Annotated in this window: 16 protein-coding genes and 3 tRNA genes; 15 read left to right on the forward strand and 4 right to left on the reverse strand. The window is 72.1% G+C overall.

What is annotated here, in order from left to right:
• From Q4C85_RS00230 to Q4C85_RS00255, 6 genes are all read left to right on the forward strand, one after another.
• Positions 1 to 82: transfer RNA gene (locus tag Q4C85_RS00230), tRNA-Tyr, on the forward strand.
• 121 nt (positions 83 to 203) lie between these two features.
• Positions 204 to 276 (forward strand) — tRNA-Thr (locus tag Q4C85_RS00235).
• A 41-nt stretch (positions 277 to 317) separates the two neighbouring features.
• Positions 318 to 391 (forward strand) — tRNA-Met (locus Q4C85_RS00240).
• Positions 392 to 450: 59 nt separating this feature from the next.
• Positions 451 to 621, forward strand: a complete 171-nt coding sequence (gene rpmG, locus Q4C85_RS00245) for a 50S ribosomal protein L33 (protein ID WP_303138353.1) — start codon at positions 451 to 453, stop codon at positions 619 to 621.
• A gap of 31 nt (positions 622 to 652) precedes the next feature.
• A complete protein-coding gene (locus Q4C85_RS00250; RefSeq protein WP_368501388.1) occupies positions 653 to 1,540 on the forward strand; it encodes a hypothetical protein in 888 nt (295 codons plus the stop codon).
• A gap of 160 nt (positions 1,541 to 1,700) precedes the next feature.
• On the forward strand, positions 1,701 to 2,282 hold the full coding sequence (locus tag Q4C85_RS00255) for a MarR family winged helix-turn-helix transcriptional regulator (RefSeq protein WP_303138355.1): 582 nt from the start codon (positions 1,701 to 1,703) through the stop codon (positions 2,280 to 2,282).
• Between the two features lie 43 nt (positions 2,283 to 2,325).
• Here Q4C85_RS00255 and Q4C85_RS00260 read toward each other — a convergent pair whose 3' ends face one another.
• A complete protein-coding gene (locus Q4C85_RS00260; protein ID WP_303138357.1) occupies positions 2,326 to 3,003 on the reverse strand; it encodes a nucleoside triphosphate pyrophosphatase in 678 nt (225 codons plus the stop codon).
• A 193-nt stretch (positions 3,004 to 3,196) separates the two neighbouring features.
• On the opposite strand from Q4C85_RS00260, the gene Q4C85_RS00265 reads away from it, so the two are divergent.
• From Q4C85_RS00265 to Q4C85_RS00280, 4 genes are all read left to right on the forward strand, one after another.
• Positions 3,197 to 4,141, forward strand: a complete 945-nt coding sequence (locus Q4C85_RS00265) for a biotin--[acetyl-CoA-carboxylase] ligase (protein ID WP_303138359.1) — start codon at positions 3,197 to 3,199, stop codon at positions 4,139 to 4,141.
• 182 nt (positions 4,142 to 4,323) lie between these two features.
• The gene (locus Q4C85_RS00270) at positions 4,324 to 5,388 is read left to right on the forward strand and encodes an adenylate/guanylate cyclase domain-containing protein (RefSeq protein ID WP_303138730.1); all 1,065 of its coding nucleotides are present in this window, start codon (positions 4,324 to 4,326) and stop codon (positions 5,386 to 5,388) included.
• Positions 5,389 to 5,476: 88 nt separating this feature from the next.
• Complete coding sequence (locus tag Q4C85_RS00275; RefSeq protein ID WP_303138360.1) at positions 5,477 to 6,145, forward strand: response regulator transcription factor; 669 nt, start codon at positions 5,477 to 5,479, stop codon at positions 6,143 to 6,145.
• A 105-nt stretch (positions 6,146 to 6,250) separates the two neighbouring features.
• Positions 6,251 to 7,330, forward strand: coding sequence for a sensor histidine kinase KdpD (locus Q4C85_RS00280; RefSeq protein ID WP_303138361.1), 1,080 nt, complete (start codon positions 6,251 to 6,253; stop codon positions 7,328 to 7,330).
• A 50-nt stretch (positions 7,331 to 7,380) separates the two neighbouring features.
• Here the strand turns inward: Q4C85_RS00280 and Q4C85_RS00285 are convergent, their stop codons facing one another.
• The 3 genes from Q4C85_RS00285 to Q4C85_RS00295 all read right to left on the reverse strand — a co-directional run bounded on the left by Q4C85_RS00285 (position 7,381) and on the right by Q4C85_RS00295 (position 10,264).
• Positions 7,381 to 8,127 (reverse strand): VTT domain-containing protein, encoded by a 747-nt coding sequence (locus Q4C85_RS00285; protein WP_303138363.1) that lies wholly within the window; start codon positions 8,125 to 8,127, stop codon positions 7,381 to 7,383.
• A gap of 136 nt (positions 8,128 to 8,263) precedes the next feature.
• Entirely contained in the window at positions 8,264 to 8,698 is a 435-nt protein-coding gene (locus Q4C85_RS00290) for a GtrA family protein (RefSeq protein ID WP_303138732.1), read from the reverse strand.
• Between the two features lie 372 nt (positions 8,699 to 9,070).
• Positions 9,071 to 10,264 carry a hypothetical protein gene (locus Q4C85_RS00295; protein WP_303138735.1) on the reverse strand — a complete coding sequence of 398 codons (1,194 nt, stop codon included), beginning with the start codon at positions 10,262 to 10,264 and terminating at the stop codon, positions 9,071 to 9,073.
• 160 nt (positions 10,265 to 10,424) lie between these two features.
• On the opposite strand from Q4C85_RS00295, the gene Q4C85_RS00300 reads away from it, so the two are divergent.
• From Q4C85_RS00300 to galE, 5 genes are all read left to right on the forward strand, one after another.
• Positions 10,425 to 11,810: a 5-(carboxyamino)imidazole ribonucleotide synthase gene (locus tag Q4C85_RS00300; RefSeq protein ID WP_303138366.1), complete on the forward strand. Its 1,386-nt coding sequence runs from the start codon at positions 10,425 to 10,427 to the stop codon at positions 11,808 to 11,810.
• Between the two features lie 123 nt (positions 11,811 to 11,933).
• Positions 11,934 to 12,467 carry a 5-(carboxyamino)imidazole ribonucleotide mutase gene (purE, locus tag Q4C85_RS00305; protein WP_303138368.1) on the forward strand — a complete coding sequence of 178 codons (534 nt, stop codon included), beginning with the start codon at positions 11,934 to 11,936 and terminating at the stop codon, positions 12,465 to 12,467.
• Positions 12,468 to 12,984: 517 nt separating this feature from the next.
• A complete protein-coding gene (locus Q4C85_RS00310) occupies positions 12,985 to 13,320 on the forward strand; it encodes a PadR family transcriptional regulator (RefSeq protein ID WP_303138370.1) in 336 nt (111 codons plus the stop codon).
• Positions 13,317 to 13,862, forward strand: a complete 546-nt coding sequence (locus Q4C85_RS00315; RefSeq protein ID WP_303138372.1) for a hypothetical protein — start codon at positions 13,317 to 13,319, stop codon at positions 13,860 to 13,862. Before Q4C85_RS00310 ends, Q4C85_RS00315 begins: the two co-directional genes overlap by 4 nt.
• A 199-nt stretch (positions 13,863 to 14,061) precedes the next feature.
• On the forward strand, positions 14,062 to 15,051 hold the full coding sequence (gene galE / locus Q4C85_RS00320) for a UDP-glucose 4-epimerase GalE (RefSeq protein WP_303138374.1): 990 nt from the start codon (positions 14,062 to 14,064) through the stop codon (positions 15,049 to 15,051).
• Positions 15,052 to 15,161 lie beyond the last annotated feature (110 nt).

A 15,161-nucleotide genomic window follows, 5' to 3' on the forward strand; every position in this document is an offset into this window, starting at 1 on the left:
GGCGGGTTGCCCGAGCGGCCAATGGGAGCTGACTGTAAATCAGCCGCGGAATGCTACGGGGGTTCGAATCCCTCACCCGCCACGGTCACTGCCTCGAAGGAGGTGGGACCACCGGTCTTCGCGGAGGCCGGCCCCGCAGTGAGCGAGCACACGGGGGGTGGGGTTGCCACAGCGATCCTGCTCATCCTAAAGTTCCGCTCGTTGCCCCGATAGCTCAGTCGGCAGAGCGTCTCCATGGTAAGGAGAAGGTCAAGGGTTCGATTCCCTTTCGGGGCTCTGACGCAGCGGGGGCCCACCGGCCCCCATTGTGTTCATATGGCGAGGTAGCTCAGCTGGTTAGAGCGCACGACTCATAATCGTGAGGTCGAGGGTTCGAGTCCCTCCCCCGCTACGTTAGGCATTCGAGCAAGGCGCCACCCTGCTGCTCGAGGATCAACTAAGGAGCACAACGTGGCCAGCAAGTCCACCGACGTCCGCCCCAAGATCACTCTGGCCTGCTCGGAGTGCAAGGAGCGCAACTACATCACGAAGAAGAACCGCAGGAACACGCCGGACCGCCTTGCGATCTCCAAGTTCTGCGCCCGCTGCGGCAAGCACACCGAGCACCGCGAGACCCGTTGAGGTCCATGCCGCAGACGCTATCATCGCGGCTGTGAGCACCATGAGCCCCGCTGACGTCCCGTCGGCGGGGCTTCGCCGTGCCTGCGTGGGCGACCTCGCGGCGGTCCTCGCCGCAGTGATGGAGGACAGCGGTGCCCGGGGCGGAGCGGCCGCCCGGCGCGGCGCCGGGCTCATCGCGCCGGCGGTCCACTCCTTGGGAATCATCGCCGCTGATCGGGCGGTCACCTCCTGGGACGGAGTGGTCCACCGTCGCTGCCGCCTCGAGGCGGCCCACGCCGTCCCCCTTGCGGGGGCGAAGGACGGCGCCGACGCTCGGGCCGGTGACCGTGCGTTGTCCTCGCAGCCTGTCGCCACCGACCGACCCACGGTCCACGTGTCCCGCGGCGCCCGGGGCGGGTGGGAGCTGCTGCGTGTCCGGCTGGAGCTCGGCGCACCCGAGGCGGGAGCCGCCTGGCCGGGAGGAGCTCTCGTCACCCACGACTTCGCCCAGCGGCTGCCCGCCAGTGCCCGTGCGGAGGGAGCGGCCTCCGCACCCCGTCGCGCCGAGCAGCAGGTGGCTCCGCCAGGCACGCGCACGGCCAGGTCCCCGTCCGACGAGATCCCCGGCGACCGGCCCGCCCTCGTCGTGGCGTATCAACGGGTGCTCGACTGGGCCGATGCCAGCGGCGACCACAACGAGGTGCACACCAGCGCGGGTGCGGCGCGGCGTGCGGGCCTGAACGCGGGTGCCGATGAGGTGGTGGCGCACGGGCTGCTCCTCGGTGCCCTCAGCGCAGGACTGGTGCCTCCCAGGCGGACCCTCGCCCTGACGTTCCTGGCGCCGGCGACCGTGCCGGTGGCGGGCTCTGCCCGCCTTGAGGTCGACCGGGCCTCCGGTGACCTCAGCGCCGACGGCGTGCTGCTCGTGTCCCGCGCCTGAGCGGTCCCGTCCCCGGCGAGGGCGGTGCGTCTCGCACCGCGTCATCTCAGGCGGATCGGGCCGAGAGGTCCCGGTCTCAAACGAGTGGGACGGCCGATAGTTTCATGATGAACTACTACAATGAGCGTGCGTGCCGACGAGCACGCGCAGGAGGGTGGAGATGAGCGCACAGGTGTCCGAGTCCGTGTCGGGCTGCGGCCAGGAGCCGGCAACGGGCTGCGGCCAGGACTCGCAGGACCCGGCCGGTCACGGTTGTGGCCAGGACCCGGCCGAGGCGGCCCGCGCCGACCGTACCCGTCGGCTCGACGCGGTGGAGATGGCGGCCTGGCGCGCATTCGTCACGACATCGACCATGGTGACCACCCGGCTCAACCAGGAGCTGATGACGGCCGAGGGTATCTCCATGCATGAGTACGAGATCCTCGTGCGCCTGTCGGAGGCGCCCGAGCGCCGGCTGCGCATGTCGGTCCTGGCTGAGACCATGGCGCACTCCCGCTCGCGGCTGACCCACACCGTGGGACGCCTGGAGAAGGAGGGCTATGTCCTGCGCGCCGCCTGCGCCGACGACAAGCGCGGCGTGCACTGCGAGTTGACGGAGGAGGGCCTGGCCTTCCTGCGTCGAGCCGCCCCCGTCCATCTTGAGGGGGTGCGCCGACACGTCATCGATCGGCTGAGCCGCGACCAGCTCGTGGCCCTGTCATCCATCATGTCGGCGCTCGGTACGAGCGACGCCGGGGCGTGACCCGGGCCGCCCCCTTGCCGAGGGGGAGGCTCCCGGACTCACATCACCGGCCCTGGGAATCTGTCATCTCGGCCCGCACCGACCACAGATCCGTCCACCTCAGGCCCAGCTCGGCCAGAAGGCGGCGCATGAGCGGCAGGGAGATGCCGACCACGCCGTGCGGGTCGCCGTCGATCCCGTCGATGAAGGCGCCACCCAGCCCGTCGATGGTGAAGGCCCCCGCGCAGCCCTCGGGCTCCCCGGAGGCGACGTAGGCGTCGATCTCCGCCTCGGTCGGCGTCCCGAAGCGCACCAGGGTGGAGGACACCCCGTCCCGCACCGCGCCGTCGGCGGCCCGCACCACGACGTGGCCGGAGTGAAGGACCCCGCTGCGACCACGCATGGCGAGCCACCGTTGCCGTGCGGCCGATGGACTGCCGGGCTTGCCCACCGTCTGGTCGTCGAGCTCCAGCATCGAGTCGCAGCCCACGACGACCAGCCCTGGGAACTGCGCGCGCTCCTCGTCGGTCACGGTGGCGGCGACGTCGAGGGCCTTGGCTCGCGCGAGCTCGGTGACCTGTTCCGCTGGGGTGGGAGCCGGGCGCCCGGCGGCCGCGTGCGCGGCGGCCAGGGCGTCAAGAACACCGGGCTCGTCGACCGTCGAGACGCGAACGAGGGGGTGGACGCCGGCCGCACGCAGCGTGGCGAGCCGGCCGGAGGACTTCGATGCCAGGAGGATCACGCACCGAGCCTAGATGATCGACTCCGAGGAGGTCGGCGGTGGCGGGTTGGGCGACCCGACTCCGGTACCCACCTCCCGATCTCGAGGTGCCATTAGTCCCGATCTCGCGAGGGGGCGGGCGGAGACCCCGGAGTCTCTCACCGAGACCAGTCGGCCCCTGACCTCCTCGGTGTCGATCCACTAGGGTCGGTGGATGGGCACCTCAGATGAGACGACCACCGAACCCTCGCCCCTGCACCGCCTCGTCACCGTCGAGACCACCGGGTCGACCAACACCGACCTGCGTGCCGCCCTGGTGGGCCCCGACGGGCGCCTCAACCCCGAGTCGGCCACCGCCTGGCCGCACCTGTCCGCCCTGCGCGCGCTGAGCCAGACCGCTGGGCGGGGCCGCGGCGAGCGCACCTGGACCACCCCGCCCACGGGGGCCCTGACCTTCTCCGTGGTGCTGCGCCCCCTCGTGCCCGCCGAGCGCCTCGCCTGGCTTCCCCTCCTCGTCGGCCTCGCGGTCAGCCGCGCCGTCTCACCCTGGCTGGAGGGCACCGGATGGACGACAGGCACCAAGTGGCCCAATGACGTGGTCGTCCTGCCGGACAAGGACGTCCCACCTGTGCCCGGCTGGGGGCACACCCGCAAGATCGCCGGGGTGCTCGCCGAGCTCCTGCCCGCCGGTCAGGGGCAGCCCGCCGTTGCCACGGCGCCGCCGGACCGGGAGCACGCGCCGGCGGTCATCGTGGGCATCGGCGTCAACGTCGCCCAGGACCCTCAGACACTGCCCGTCCCCTGGGCGGCCTCACTGACGGGCCTGGGTGCGCCGCTGGGGGGCCTTGACCCCGACGAGGCGGCGGGAGCGGTCCTGCACGCCGTCGCCAGGCGGCTCGTCGAGGTCCTGGACCGCTGGGAGTCGCTGGGCGGCGACCCGGACGCCGGCGCACTGGGCGCCGAGCTGCGTGCCGCCTGCACCTCCCTGGGCGCCGAGCTGCGCGTGAGCACCCCCGGCGGCGAGGTGCTGGGCACCGGCGTCGACCTGCGGCCCGGCCTGGTCGTGCGCACCACCGCTCAGGACGGCGCCACCGAGGACGTGGTCATCACGGCCGGCGACGTCGGCCACACCCGTCTCGACGCTGCCTCCGCCGACTGAGCGGCTCCGGTGTGCCGGGCCCGCGGGCGCCTTCCGGGGCTCGGGCGACTGCCGAACCCTGAGAACCAGGTCGTGGATCCGGACAGGCCGAGCCTTGATCTGTGAGGTGCGCTACTCTTGCGCGCGTGAGAGTAGATGCGACGTCTGACGAGCCCGGGCCCAGAGGCACCGAGTCCGTCGGGGTGGCGGGCCGGCCCGCCACCGAGGCCCTCAGCTGGTCGACCGTCGCGGGCCATGAGCGCCTCCTGCTGGGCGGGGACCCGTCGCTGTGCCTCGCCGAGGTCGCCGAGAGGGCGGGCACCAGCCTGGCCCTGGCGCAGCGCTTCTGGCGCGCCATGGGCTTTGCCGACGTGCCCCCCGAGGAGGTGCGCTTCACCGAGCAGGACGTCACGGCGCTGCGCGAGGTGGCCGACCTTATTGACGAGGACGACGACGGGCAGCTGGCCGCCGACGCGCCCGGGGGCGGCCTGGCCGCCTCCAGCGCCATGGAGATCCTGCGCGCCCAGTCCTACACGATGGACCGGCTCGTCCTGTGGCAGCTCGAGACCCTCGTGGCCGACATCGCCCAGCGCCTCCAGCTCGACGACACCTCCGCGCGGCTCGTCGCCCTCGACCACATCGACGAGCTGGTCGGTTCCCTGTCCAGGCAGCTGACCTACGTGTGGCGCAGGCACCTGGCGGCGCTCATCGGCCGCACCGACTCCGAGGTCGCGGGCCGCGGCCGCGAAGAGGCGGGCCCCGACCTCTACCCGCTGACCCGCTCCCTGGGCTTCGTCGACATCGTGGCCTTCACCCAGCGCGCCCAGACGATGGGGCGCTCGGAGCTGTCGGCGATGCTCGAGGACTTCGAGGTCACCGCCCGGGACGTCGTCACCTCGCGGGGCGCCAGGGTCGTCAAGACCATCGGCGACGCGGTCATGTACATCTCCGACGACGTCACCATCGCCGCCGACGTCGTCACCTCCCTGGTCGACGAGCTCCAGTCCGGTCCGGACACGATGCGCGTGCGGGCCAGCCTCGTCCAGGGCCGGGTGGTCTCGCGCTCCGGGGACGTCTTCGGCCCGCCGGTCAACCTCGCCTCCCGCCTTGTCGACACCGCCGAGCCGGGGGGCATCCGGATGGACGAGGCCACGGCCATGGCCATCTGCACAGGTCCGGAGGCGGAGCGCTACATCGTGCGCCCCTGTCACGAGGTCGTCGCCAAGGGGCTGGGCAGCGTCGTGCCCTGGTCCCTTGCCCGGGCCTGAGGCGGCAGGCCGCGCACGGCGTCCCGCTGGGCGAACTCGGACCGGAGGAGGATGGCGGTGGGCGCCCCAGTCGCCTACGATCCGAGATGTGACAACTGTGCTCCTCGTCGAAGACGACCCCGCCATCTCCGAGCCCCTCGCCCGCGCCTTCGGACGAGAGGGATATGAGGTCCGCGCCCACGGCACAGGCAAGGGCGCCCTGGAGGAGGTGTCCGGTGCGGACATCATCGTCCTGGACCTCGGCCTGCCCGACATCGACGGCCTCGACGTCGCGCGACAGGTGCGGGCCCGGGGACTGACCATCCCCATCCTCATGCTCACCGCCCGCAGTGAGGACACTGACCTCGTCGTCGGCCTGGACGCCGGGGCGGACGACTACGTCACCAAGCCCTTCCGCCTGGCCGAGCTCCTGGCGCGCGTGCGCGCCCAGGTGCGCCGCGCCTCGGGCGAGGCGGCCGAGGACGAGCTGCACGCCGGAGACATCCGCGTCGACGTCGCCGCCCACCGCGCCTTCATCGGCTCCCGCGAGCTCCAGCTGACCACCCGGGAGTTCGAGCTCCTGCGCGTCCTCGTGCGCGGGGCGGGCCAGGTCGTGGCCAGCGAGGACATCCTCAAGGAGGTGTGGGGCGAGGACCCCACCGGCAGCCTCCAGACCCTGGAGATGCACGCCACCTGGGTGCGTCGCAAGCTCGGTGACGACGTCGACGCCCCGACGCTTCTCATCGCCGATGACGGGGGCTACCGCATCAACGCCTGAGCGCGGCCCGGGCACCGGCCCGGGCCGTGACACCCCGCGCCGGGCGCCGGGCGTCCTCAGCGGTGCGGTGGGCGCCCCGTCCCGCACCAGCAGAAGGGAGTCCTGATGCGACGTCGGGCCATGGAGATGACGATGGCCGCCGTGGTGGTGGCCGTGGTCGTCCTGGGCGTGCCCCTGGGCGGGGCGTGGCTGAGCCTGGCCTTCGCCACCTCCCAGGACAGCGACGACCGGTTCGAGGTCGTGCTCACGGTCGTCCTCATGGTCTTCGTGCTCACCGGTGTGGCCCTCATGGCCGCCTATGTCGTGGCGGCCAAGGTATCGCGCAGGATCTCAGCCCCCCTCATCTACCTCGCCGCCGAGGCCGAGCAGCTCGGCAGCGGTCAGGTCCGTCCCCGGCTGCGGCGCAGCGGCATCGAGGAGATCGACCTGGTCCAGGCCGAGCTCGTGCGCAGCGCCGAGCGCGTGGCCGGGCGCCTGGCAGCCGAGCGGCAGTTCGCCTCGGACGCCTCCCACCAGCTGCGCACGCCCCTGACCTCGCTCAGCCTGCGGCTCGAGGAGATCGAGCTGATGACCAGTGAGGACGAGGTGCGTGAGGAGGCCCGCGCCTGCATCGAGCAGGTCGAGCGCCTGACCGGGGTCGTCAAGGACCTCCTGCAGATCTCGCGCCGCACCGGGGGCGGCACCACGGAGGCCCTCAACCTCTCCGACATCTTCGCCCGCCAGCGCGACGAGTGGGCGCCGGCCTTCACCGAGGCGGGCCGGTCGATCACCTTCACCGACGAGATCGGCCTGCCCGTGCTGGCCAGCCCCGGCTCACTGGCTCAGGTGCTGGCCACTGTCATCGAGAATTCCCTGCGCTACGGGGAGGGCACGACCAGCGTGTCCGTGCGCTCGGCCAACGGCGGACACGGGGTCTTCGTCGATGTCGCCGACGAGGGCCCCGGCGTCCCCGACGACCTGGCCCCCACCATCTTCGAGCGGCACGTCTCGGGCCACGGGTCCACGGGCGTCGGCCTGGCCCTGGCCAAGGACCTCGTCGAGGCCGACGGCGGGCGCATCGAGCTGTCCCAGCGCCGCCCGCCGGTGTTCTCCATCCTGCTCAACGCCGTCCCCAAGTCCCTCGACCCCAACAACGTCCTGCCGCAGGGCGCGCTGGTCTCCGTGGGGCGCAGGCGGCGCTTCTGACTGACGCGCGCCCGCGCCCCCTTCGCTCTGGCCTCGGCTCGGGCCTCGGTTCAGACCTCGGTGGCGGCCTTGGCCTTGTTGGCCGAGAGCCTGGAACGGCCCCAGGCGACGAGCATCGGGGCGACCGACACGAAGACGATGCCCAGGATCATGTAGTCGATGTTGTGCTGGATCCAGGTGACTCCGCCCAGGAAGTAGCCCAGCCAGACCAGGGCGAAGGCCCAGACGGTGGCGCCCAGGACGTTGTAGAACACGAAGTGGCGGTAGCTCATCTGGCCGACCCCCGCCATGACCGGGGTGAAGGTGCGCACGATCGGCACGAAGCGGGCCAGGGTGACGGCCTTGCCGCCGTGGCGCTCGAAGAAGTCCCGCGTCTCATCGACGTACTTCTGCTTGAACAGGCGGGAGTCGGGCTTGTTGAAGATCGCGGGGCCGGCCTTCTTGCCGATGACGTATCCGGTCTGGTCACCCACGATCGCGGCGACCCACATGAGCAGCGAGACGATCCAGATGTTGACCGGCACACCGTCGGCAGGACTCTTCTCACCGATGTGGACGAACATCCCCAGCGTGAACAGCAGGGAGTCCCCGGGCAGGAAGAAGCCGATGAGCAGCCCGGTCTCGGCGAAGATGACGAGCATGACGGCCAGGACCGACCAGGGGCCGACCCATCCGACGAAGGTCATGATCATGTTGGCCGGGTCGAGCCACTCCGGGCCGAGGGCGGGTGCGGGCATGGCGGGCAGTGCGGCGGGCAGCGCCCCAACGGGGGCAAGCGCCGTGGTCAGTGCGGTCACCGCCCTAGGCTAAGGACAAAGATGAGGGGCGGACAGAACAGAGATCACGCCTGCGATGTGTGATCCGGCACGTCGCCGACCCGCAGGGTCGCGGGCCCGGGCGGGCCCGCCGGCGCAGGCCCGGCCCCGCCCGGGGTCACTCGGTTTCCTGGGGGTCCTGCGGGCCGGAGGCGCCGGTGAACACGACGTAGTGGTAGAACAGGAAGCGGAAGGCCGTGCCCAGGCCGAAGCCGACGACGTAGGCGGCGATGTTGTCGGCCAGCGGTCCGGTCAGCCCCAGGACGTGGTGGGTGAACAGCAGACAGAACTGCGCGATGGCGATCCCGCCGAGGTTGCCGATGGCGAAGAGCACACCCTCCTTGGTCCTGTTGTCGCGTGTCCTGCCTCGGTAGGTCCACAGCCGGTTGACCGTCCAGGAGAAGAGGGTGGCGATCGTGGCGGAGAAGACGTTCGCCGAGTTGGGATGCCCCGCCAGGAAGGCCAGGGGGCCGTGCTGGACGATGTTGAACAGCCCGATGTCAATAACGAAGGCCATCCCTCCGACCGTCCCGAACTGGAGAAACTCACGGATCCACGCGACGAGTCTCCGGGTCGCCGTCGGGGGGCCCTCCGGTGCCGCAGAGGCGGCGCTCGGGAGGTCCGGGGCGGCGTGGCCACCAGTGCCGGTGGCCACGGACGGCGTTGAGGGTCGCTGAGTCACGGCTGCGATCCTATGGGGCGCTCGCCTGGACCGGCCCGCAGCGGCGGGCCAGGGCGCGGGGCAGGGGGACCACTGCCCGGGTCACTGCTTACGTCACTGCTTACGTCTCTGCCCGGGTCGCCGCACGCTCACGTGGCCGCTCCAGGTCCGCCCGGCGCACGCCCGGGTGGATCTGGGTCGCCATGGGCGGACTGGTGCGTGAGGGCTGGTTCAGGGCGGTGGGGTGCTGCCGGTACACGGAGGTCATGGGACCCAGGTGATCGACACCGATCCGAGGTCCCACAGCCAGGAGACCCAGAACAGCTGGCCCACGACGCAGGCGACGAGCAGAGCGGCGCGCCTGCGGGTCGTGGCGCTCGCGGCCAGGGCCCAGGCCACGGGGGTCAGTGGGATGAGGATGCGGAAGACCGAGGTCGTCGGGTCGAAGAAGGCGAGCAGGTAGAGCGTGTAGCCCACGCACCAGAACCACGCCGGGGCGCCGAGGCGACGCAGCGATGGTGCTGTCAGCGCCAGGACCGCCACGGCCAGCACACCCAGGAGCAGCAGGGCCCCGAGGTGGTCGCCGACCCACCACTGCGAACGGGTGAACCACGGCACGAAGGGCGCCAGGGAGCCGTACCGCCAGGCAGTCTCGGTGGCGGTGTAGGCGTCGGCCCGCCCGGTGACCGCCCAGGCGATCGCGGGCCAGGCCAGGGCGGCGGCGCCCGAGGCGACCGTGAGCGCGAGGAGCCCGCGGCGGGAGGGGGTGTCCAGTGGCTCCTGCCCGGGCAGCAGCCGCCGGTGCCACCCGGGCGGCACCCAGCCGCGGGCGCAGGCGAGGTCCCACAGCCACCACAGCCCCAGGGCGGCGGTCAGGGGGACGCCGATGGGGCGTGCAAAGGCTGCGAGCACGGCGGCCGGGGCCGCCAGCACCATCGACCGCCGCCCCGCCAGGGCCAGGGCGGCTCCGGCCAGGAGCAGGCCGAGGGATTCGGCGTAGGGCAGCTGGAGGACGACGGCGCACGGTGCGCTCCACGTCAGCGCCACCGCCCACAGGGAGGCGGTGCGCCCCGTGCGCGGGGCCAGCCACCAGTGGCTGACGAGGGCAGCCCCTGCCGAGGCGGCAATGGCCACGACCGAGGCGCAGGTGTAGAAGGACCATCCGGTCCACCCCAGGGCCGCGGCCAGGTAGGGCAGCATCGGCATGAAGGCCCAGGCGTTCTGGACCACGACCCCGTTGTCGTCCGTGGGCAGCACCGCGGGGTAGCCCTCCCGGTCGATGCGCTCGTACCAGCCCGAGTCCCAGAACGCGATGTGCTCGGCCCACCCCGGGCTCGCCTGCGCCCACACCGTCGTCGGCGTGTCGGCGGCGCCCAGGCGCAGGACCGTCAAGGACAGGAGCGTGGCGGCCGCCCATACGAGCAGGACCTGCGCGGGCTCGGGCAGACGGGCCACCAGGGAGGCCGCCGGCCCCGAGCCCCGTGGGCGGGCGGGCGGACCGGCTGGCCCGGTGGGCTCAGGGGGGCGGGAGGACCCGGCGGGCTTGGCGGGCTCGGTCGCGTCAGCGGTTTCTGGGATGGGCACGGCGCCCAGCCTACGGGCGCGGTAGCCTGGCGGCGTGAGCGCACCCATCCTTGCCGTCATCGGTGGCGGCCAGCTGGCCCGCATGATGCACGAGGAGGCCAGCGCGCTGGGTATCCACCTGCGCGCCCTCGTCGAGGCCTCCGACGGCTCGACCGGACAGGTCATCGTCGACGCACCGGTGGGGGCCGCCGACGACGAGGCCGCCGTGCGAGCCCTCCTGGAGGGGCGGGACCGGCCCGGCCCGGACACCGGGGCGCCTGGGGCGGTGCGGACGGTGACGGGTGGTCGCGCCGAGGCGCTGACCTTCGAGCACGAGCACCAGGACCACCGGCTGCTGCGCGCCCTTGAGGCCGAGGGTGTTGCCGTCCGGCCCGGACCTGAGGCTCTCGAGCTGGCCCGCGACAAGCTGGCCATGCGCCGGGCGATGGACGAGGCCGGGCTGCCCCAGCCCGCCTGGGCGGAGGTCGACGGCGAGGTCGCGCAGATGCGTCGGCTCATCGTGGCCTTCGCGGCCGAGCATGGTTGGCCGGTGGTCCTCAAGACCCCGAGGGGCGGCTACGACGGCCATGGCGTGCTGCTCGTCGATGACCTCGACCAGCTCGACGCCCCTCCGGCCGCATCCTGGCTGGCCCAGACCGCCGCCGCCCGCGCCCTGGAGGAGTGCGCCGAGAACGGTACGGAAGGCTGCGTCGGCGACGCCGCGGGCGGGCAGGCGCAGGATCGCGCGGGCGCGGGCGGAAGTCTGGGAGGCGGCGCCGTCACGAGTCTCCTGGTCGAGCAGGCGGTGCCCTTCACCCGCGAGCTGGCGGTGCTCCTGGCACGCAGCCCCAGTGGGCAGGTCGCCGTCTGGCCGGTGGCGCAGACCCTCCAGGTGGGAGGCATGTGTGCCGAGGTCGTCGTCCCCGCCCCGGGCCTGGCCGCCGATGCCATGGCCGAGGCGGAGCGGATCGGGCGCACGGTCGCCGAGCGCTTCGGGGTCACCGGCGTGCTCGCCGTCGAGATGTTCGCCGTCGAGGAGGCCGGCGGCACGCGCCTGGCCGTCAATGAGCTGGCCATGCGTCCGCACAACTCCGGCCACTGGACCCAGGACGGCTCGGTGACCAGCCAGTTCGCCCAGCACATGCGCGCGGTCCTCGACCTGCCCCTGGGCGCGACTACCCCCACGGCGGCCGCCACGGTCATGGTCAACGTGATCGGCGGCGCCCAGGAGCCCGGGTCGCGTGCACTGGACGAGGCGATGGCGCTCGACCCGCAGGCGCGCATCCACCTCTACGGCAAGGCCTGGCGCCCGGGGCGCAAGCTCGGGCACGTCAACCTCACCGTCTCACCGGGCGGGCCCGCCGACGTGGAGGCGGCGCTCGCGCGCGCCCGCGCCGTCGCGGCCGTCCTCAGCGGCGAGCCCCAGGAGCGGGGTCGATGACGCCGGAGCCGGTTCGGCGCAGCGCCCTGCCCGAGGTCCGGGACAGGGCGGGCGGTGCCGGCGTGGGCACGGGAGCGGCCCCGCACAGCCCGGTGCGCAACGGCCGCACCGGGAACCGAAAGGATGAGCATGAGTGACCAGCCCCGACCGGTCGAGGTCGGCATCGTCATGGGGTCGGACTCCGACTGGCCGACCATGAGCGCCGCGGCCGACGCCCTTGAGGAGTTCGGCATCGGTTATGAGGCCGACGTCGTCTCGGCCCACCGGATGCCCACGGAGATGATCGACTACGGGCGAGCCGCCGCCGGCCGGGGCCTGCGGGTCATCATCGCCGGGGCCGGGGGAGCCGCCCACCTGCCGGGCATGCTCGCCGCCGTCACCGAGCTGCCGGTCATCGGCGTGCCGGTTCCCCTCAAGCACCTCGACGGGATGGACTCCCTGCTGTCCATCGTCCAGATGCCCGCGGGGGTGCCCGTCGCCACCGTGTCGATCGGCGGGGCCCGCAACGCGGGCCTGCTCGCCGCCCGCATCCTGGGCGCGGGCCAGGGGCCGGAGGCGGCGCGTGTCCGCCAAGACATGCTGCGCTTCCAGGCCGACCTGGCCGCGCTCGCCCACGCCAAGGGGGCTGCTCTGCGCGAGCGCCGCGGCGCTAGATGATCGAGTCCCAGGGGTCGGTGGTGGGTGGTCGGTGAGTGCCTGGTGGGGGCGTTGACGGGGTCGGTCCACGAGATGGTGGTGATGCGGGCGGGCCTATCGCGCGGGACCGCGCGCGGGACCTCGCAGTCGCCGTTGGTGGGCGACGCTGGGGCTCGGTCGTTGATTCCGGGGTTTCGTGCGTCAGTCCGGTCCCACCCCCTCTGCGAGATCGGGACATTTGACACCTCGAGATCGGGACATATGACTCGGCGGGGCGCAGGCCACATCGCCGGTGAGGTCGCTCGCCCGGGATGCGACCTCACCGGCTAGGTGGCGACCTCACGGGCTTGACCTCCTCGACTCCCAATCCGACGACGCCGGACAGCAGGGCCTCGCGGTCGGCACCGTGCCAGTAGAGAGTGCCTACCGTGCGGCCGGCGGCCGCCGCCGTAGAGATGCGCTCGGCCTACTGCGTCCAGCCGGAAATCGTGAACCTATATAGGTTGCGTTCCTATCTAACTTGTGTCACCATCGCTCCATGAACGTCGCCGCCTTCCCGAGTACGTGGCTCAAGGGCTTCCTCGAGCTGGGGGTGCTTGCGGTCATCTCCCGCAAGGAGACCTACGGTTACGAGATCACCCGGTCGCTGACCGAGGCGGGGTTCGGCACCGTCAAGGGCGGTACCCTCTACCCGATCCTCGGGCGCCTGGAAGACGCGGCGCTCGTTGAGGCCCAGTGGCGCACCGAGGGCTCCGGGCCGGGCCGCAAGTACTACACCCTCACCGACGCCGGCCGCGCCGAGCTCGCCGAGCGCACCGCCACATGGCATTCGTTCGCCGCCAACCTCACCGATCTGCTCAAGGACCAGTCATGAACAAGCAGCCCAACGCATCCCCTGGCTCCGACGCCTATGTCGATGAACTGATCCTCCAGCTCCGCCTGCTGGGCGTGCCGGGTGACCGGGTCGGCCAGGTCCTCGCGGAGACCGAGTCCCACCTGGCCGAGTCCGGGGAGGACCCCATCGAGACCTTCGGCCCGCCGCGCGACTATGCCCGCGAGCTCGCCGCCCATGAGGGTGTCACGTTGCCGCGAGTCTCCAGGTCGAACAACGTCCTGATCCAGCTGCTCTTCTCCATGAGCCCCCGGATGTGGGTGGCGTTCGTGGCGGGCCTCGCGGTTGTGGGGGTGGGCGCCGGCATCGGCCTGGGAGGACTGCTCAACGTCACGATGGGTGAGCCGGTGCCCTTCGGGCTCAGTCCGTGGGTTGCGCTCCTCATCGGTGTGGCGGTGGTGGTCGGGTGGGTCGTCGTCATGCATCGGCTCAGCGACCCGATCATCGATCCCCGTTCGGGCCGAAGGGTCGCCTTCGACCGCCATGGTCGCCGGTCGACCCGTCTGCGTCACTCGGGAGAATGAGGCTGCCGATACGCCTGGCACCGCGGGCGCTGATCGTATGGGTCTAGGGATCAGGCCTTTGCCTCGATCTCCGTGGTCGAGAAACACCGCTGACCTCCACGGGGCTCGCAGCCTCTGCGCCCAGCAGTGTGGCGTCCGCCATAGGCGCCCCTGCTTGATTGTGTGCGGTTCTGTTCGATTCCGGGGGTAGGCTGGGGTCATGAGTATTCTCGTGGCCGGAGGCGCAGGCTACATCGGCGCCCATGTCGTCCGTCTTCTCCTCGAGCGGGGGCAGGAAGTCGTCGTCGTCGACGACCTGTCCTACGGCACAGCCGAGCGTGTGCAGGGCGCCGCCCTCGTCGAGCTCGACGTCGCCTCCGGGGGCGCCGCCGAGCACCTCACGGACGTGATGAAGCGCCACCGCGTCAGCGCGGTCATCCACTTCGCCGCCCGCAAGCAGGTGGGCGAGTCCGTGGCTCGGCCCGCCTGGTACTACGAGCAGAACGTCGGCGGGCTGGCCGCCATGCTCCTGGCCATGGAGGCTGCCGGGGTCGACCAGATGATCTTCTCCTCCTCCGCGGCCGTCTACGGCATGCCGCCGGTCGAGGTGGTGCCCGAGGACATCGACTGCCGCCCCATCAACCCCTACGGGGAGACCAAGCTGATCGGTGAGTGGATGATGGCGGACTGCGAGCGCGCCTGGGGGCTGCGCTGGGCCGGCCTGCGCTACTTCAACGTCGCCGGTTCCGGCTGGGACGACCTGGGTGACATGGCCACCCTCAACCTCATCCCCATGGTGCTCGACCGCCTGGCCCGCGGCGAGACCCCCAAGATCTTCGGGACCGACTACCCGACCCCCGACGGCACCTGCATCCGCGACTACATCCACGTTCACGACCTGGCGGTGGCCCACATCGCCGCCCTGGACCACCTGGCCGCCGGTGAGGCCATGAGCGAGCACGTGTTCAACGTGGGCACCGGGACCGGCTCCTCGGTGCGGGAGGTTGTCTCCAAGGTCGTGGCGGCCACCGGGCTGGACCTCGTCCCCGAGGAACTCCCGCGGCGGGCAGGCGACCCGCCCCAGCTCATCGGCGACCCCACGCGCATCGGTGAGGTCCTGGGGTGGCGGGCCGAGCACGACCTCGACGACATCGTCGCCTCGGCGGTCAGCGCCTGGCGGGCCGACCCCCACCGCCCGGCCATCGCCTGAGGCCGTCGGGTGCCGGCCCCGCCCCCCCCCCCGCGGCGGGGCCCCGCCCGCCCCCACCCCCCCCCCCCCGGGGGGTGGTTGGAGTCGGCCTCCGGCAGCCGGCCCCCGCA

The organism is Actinomyces sp., assembly GCF_030524025.1.
GTDB lineage: Bacteria > Actinomycetota > Actinomycetes > Actinomycetales > Actinomycetaceae > Actinomyces.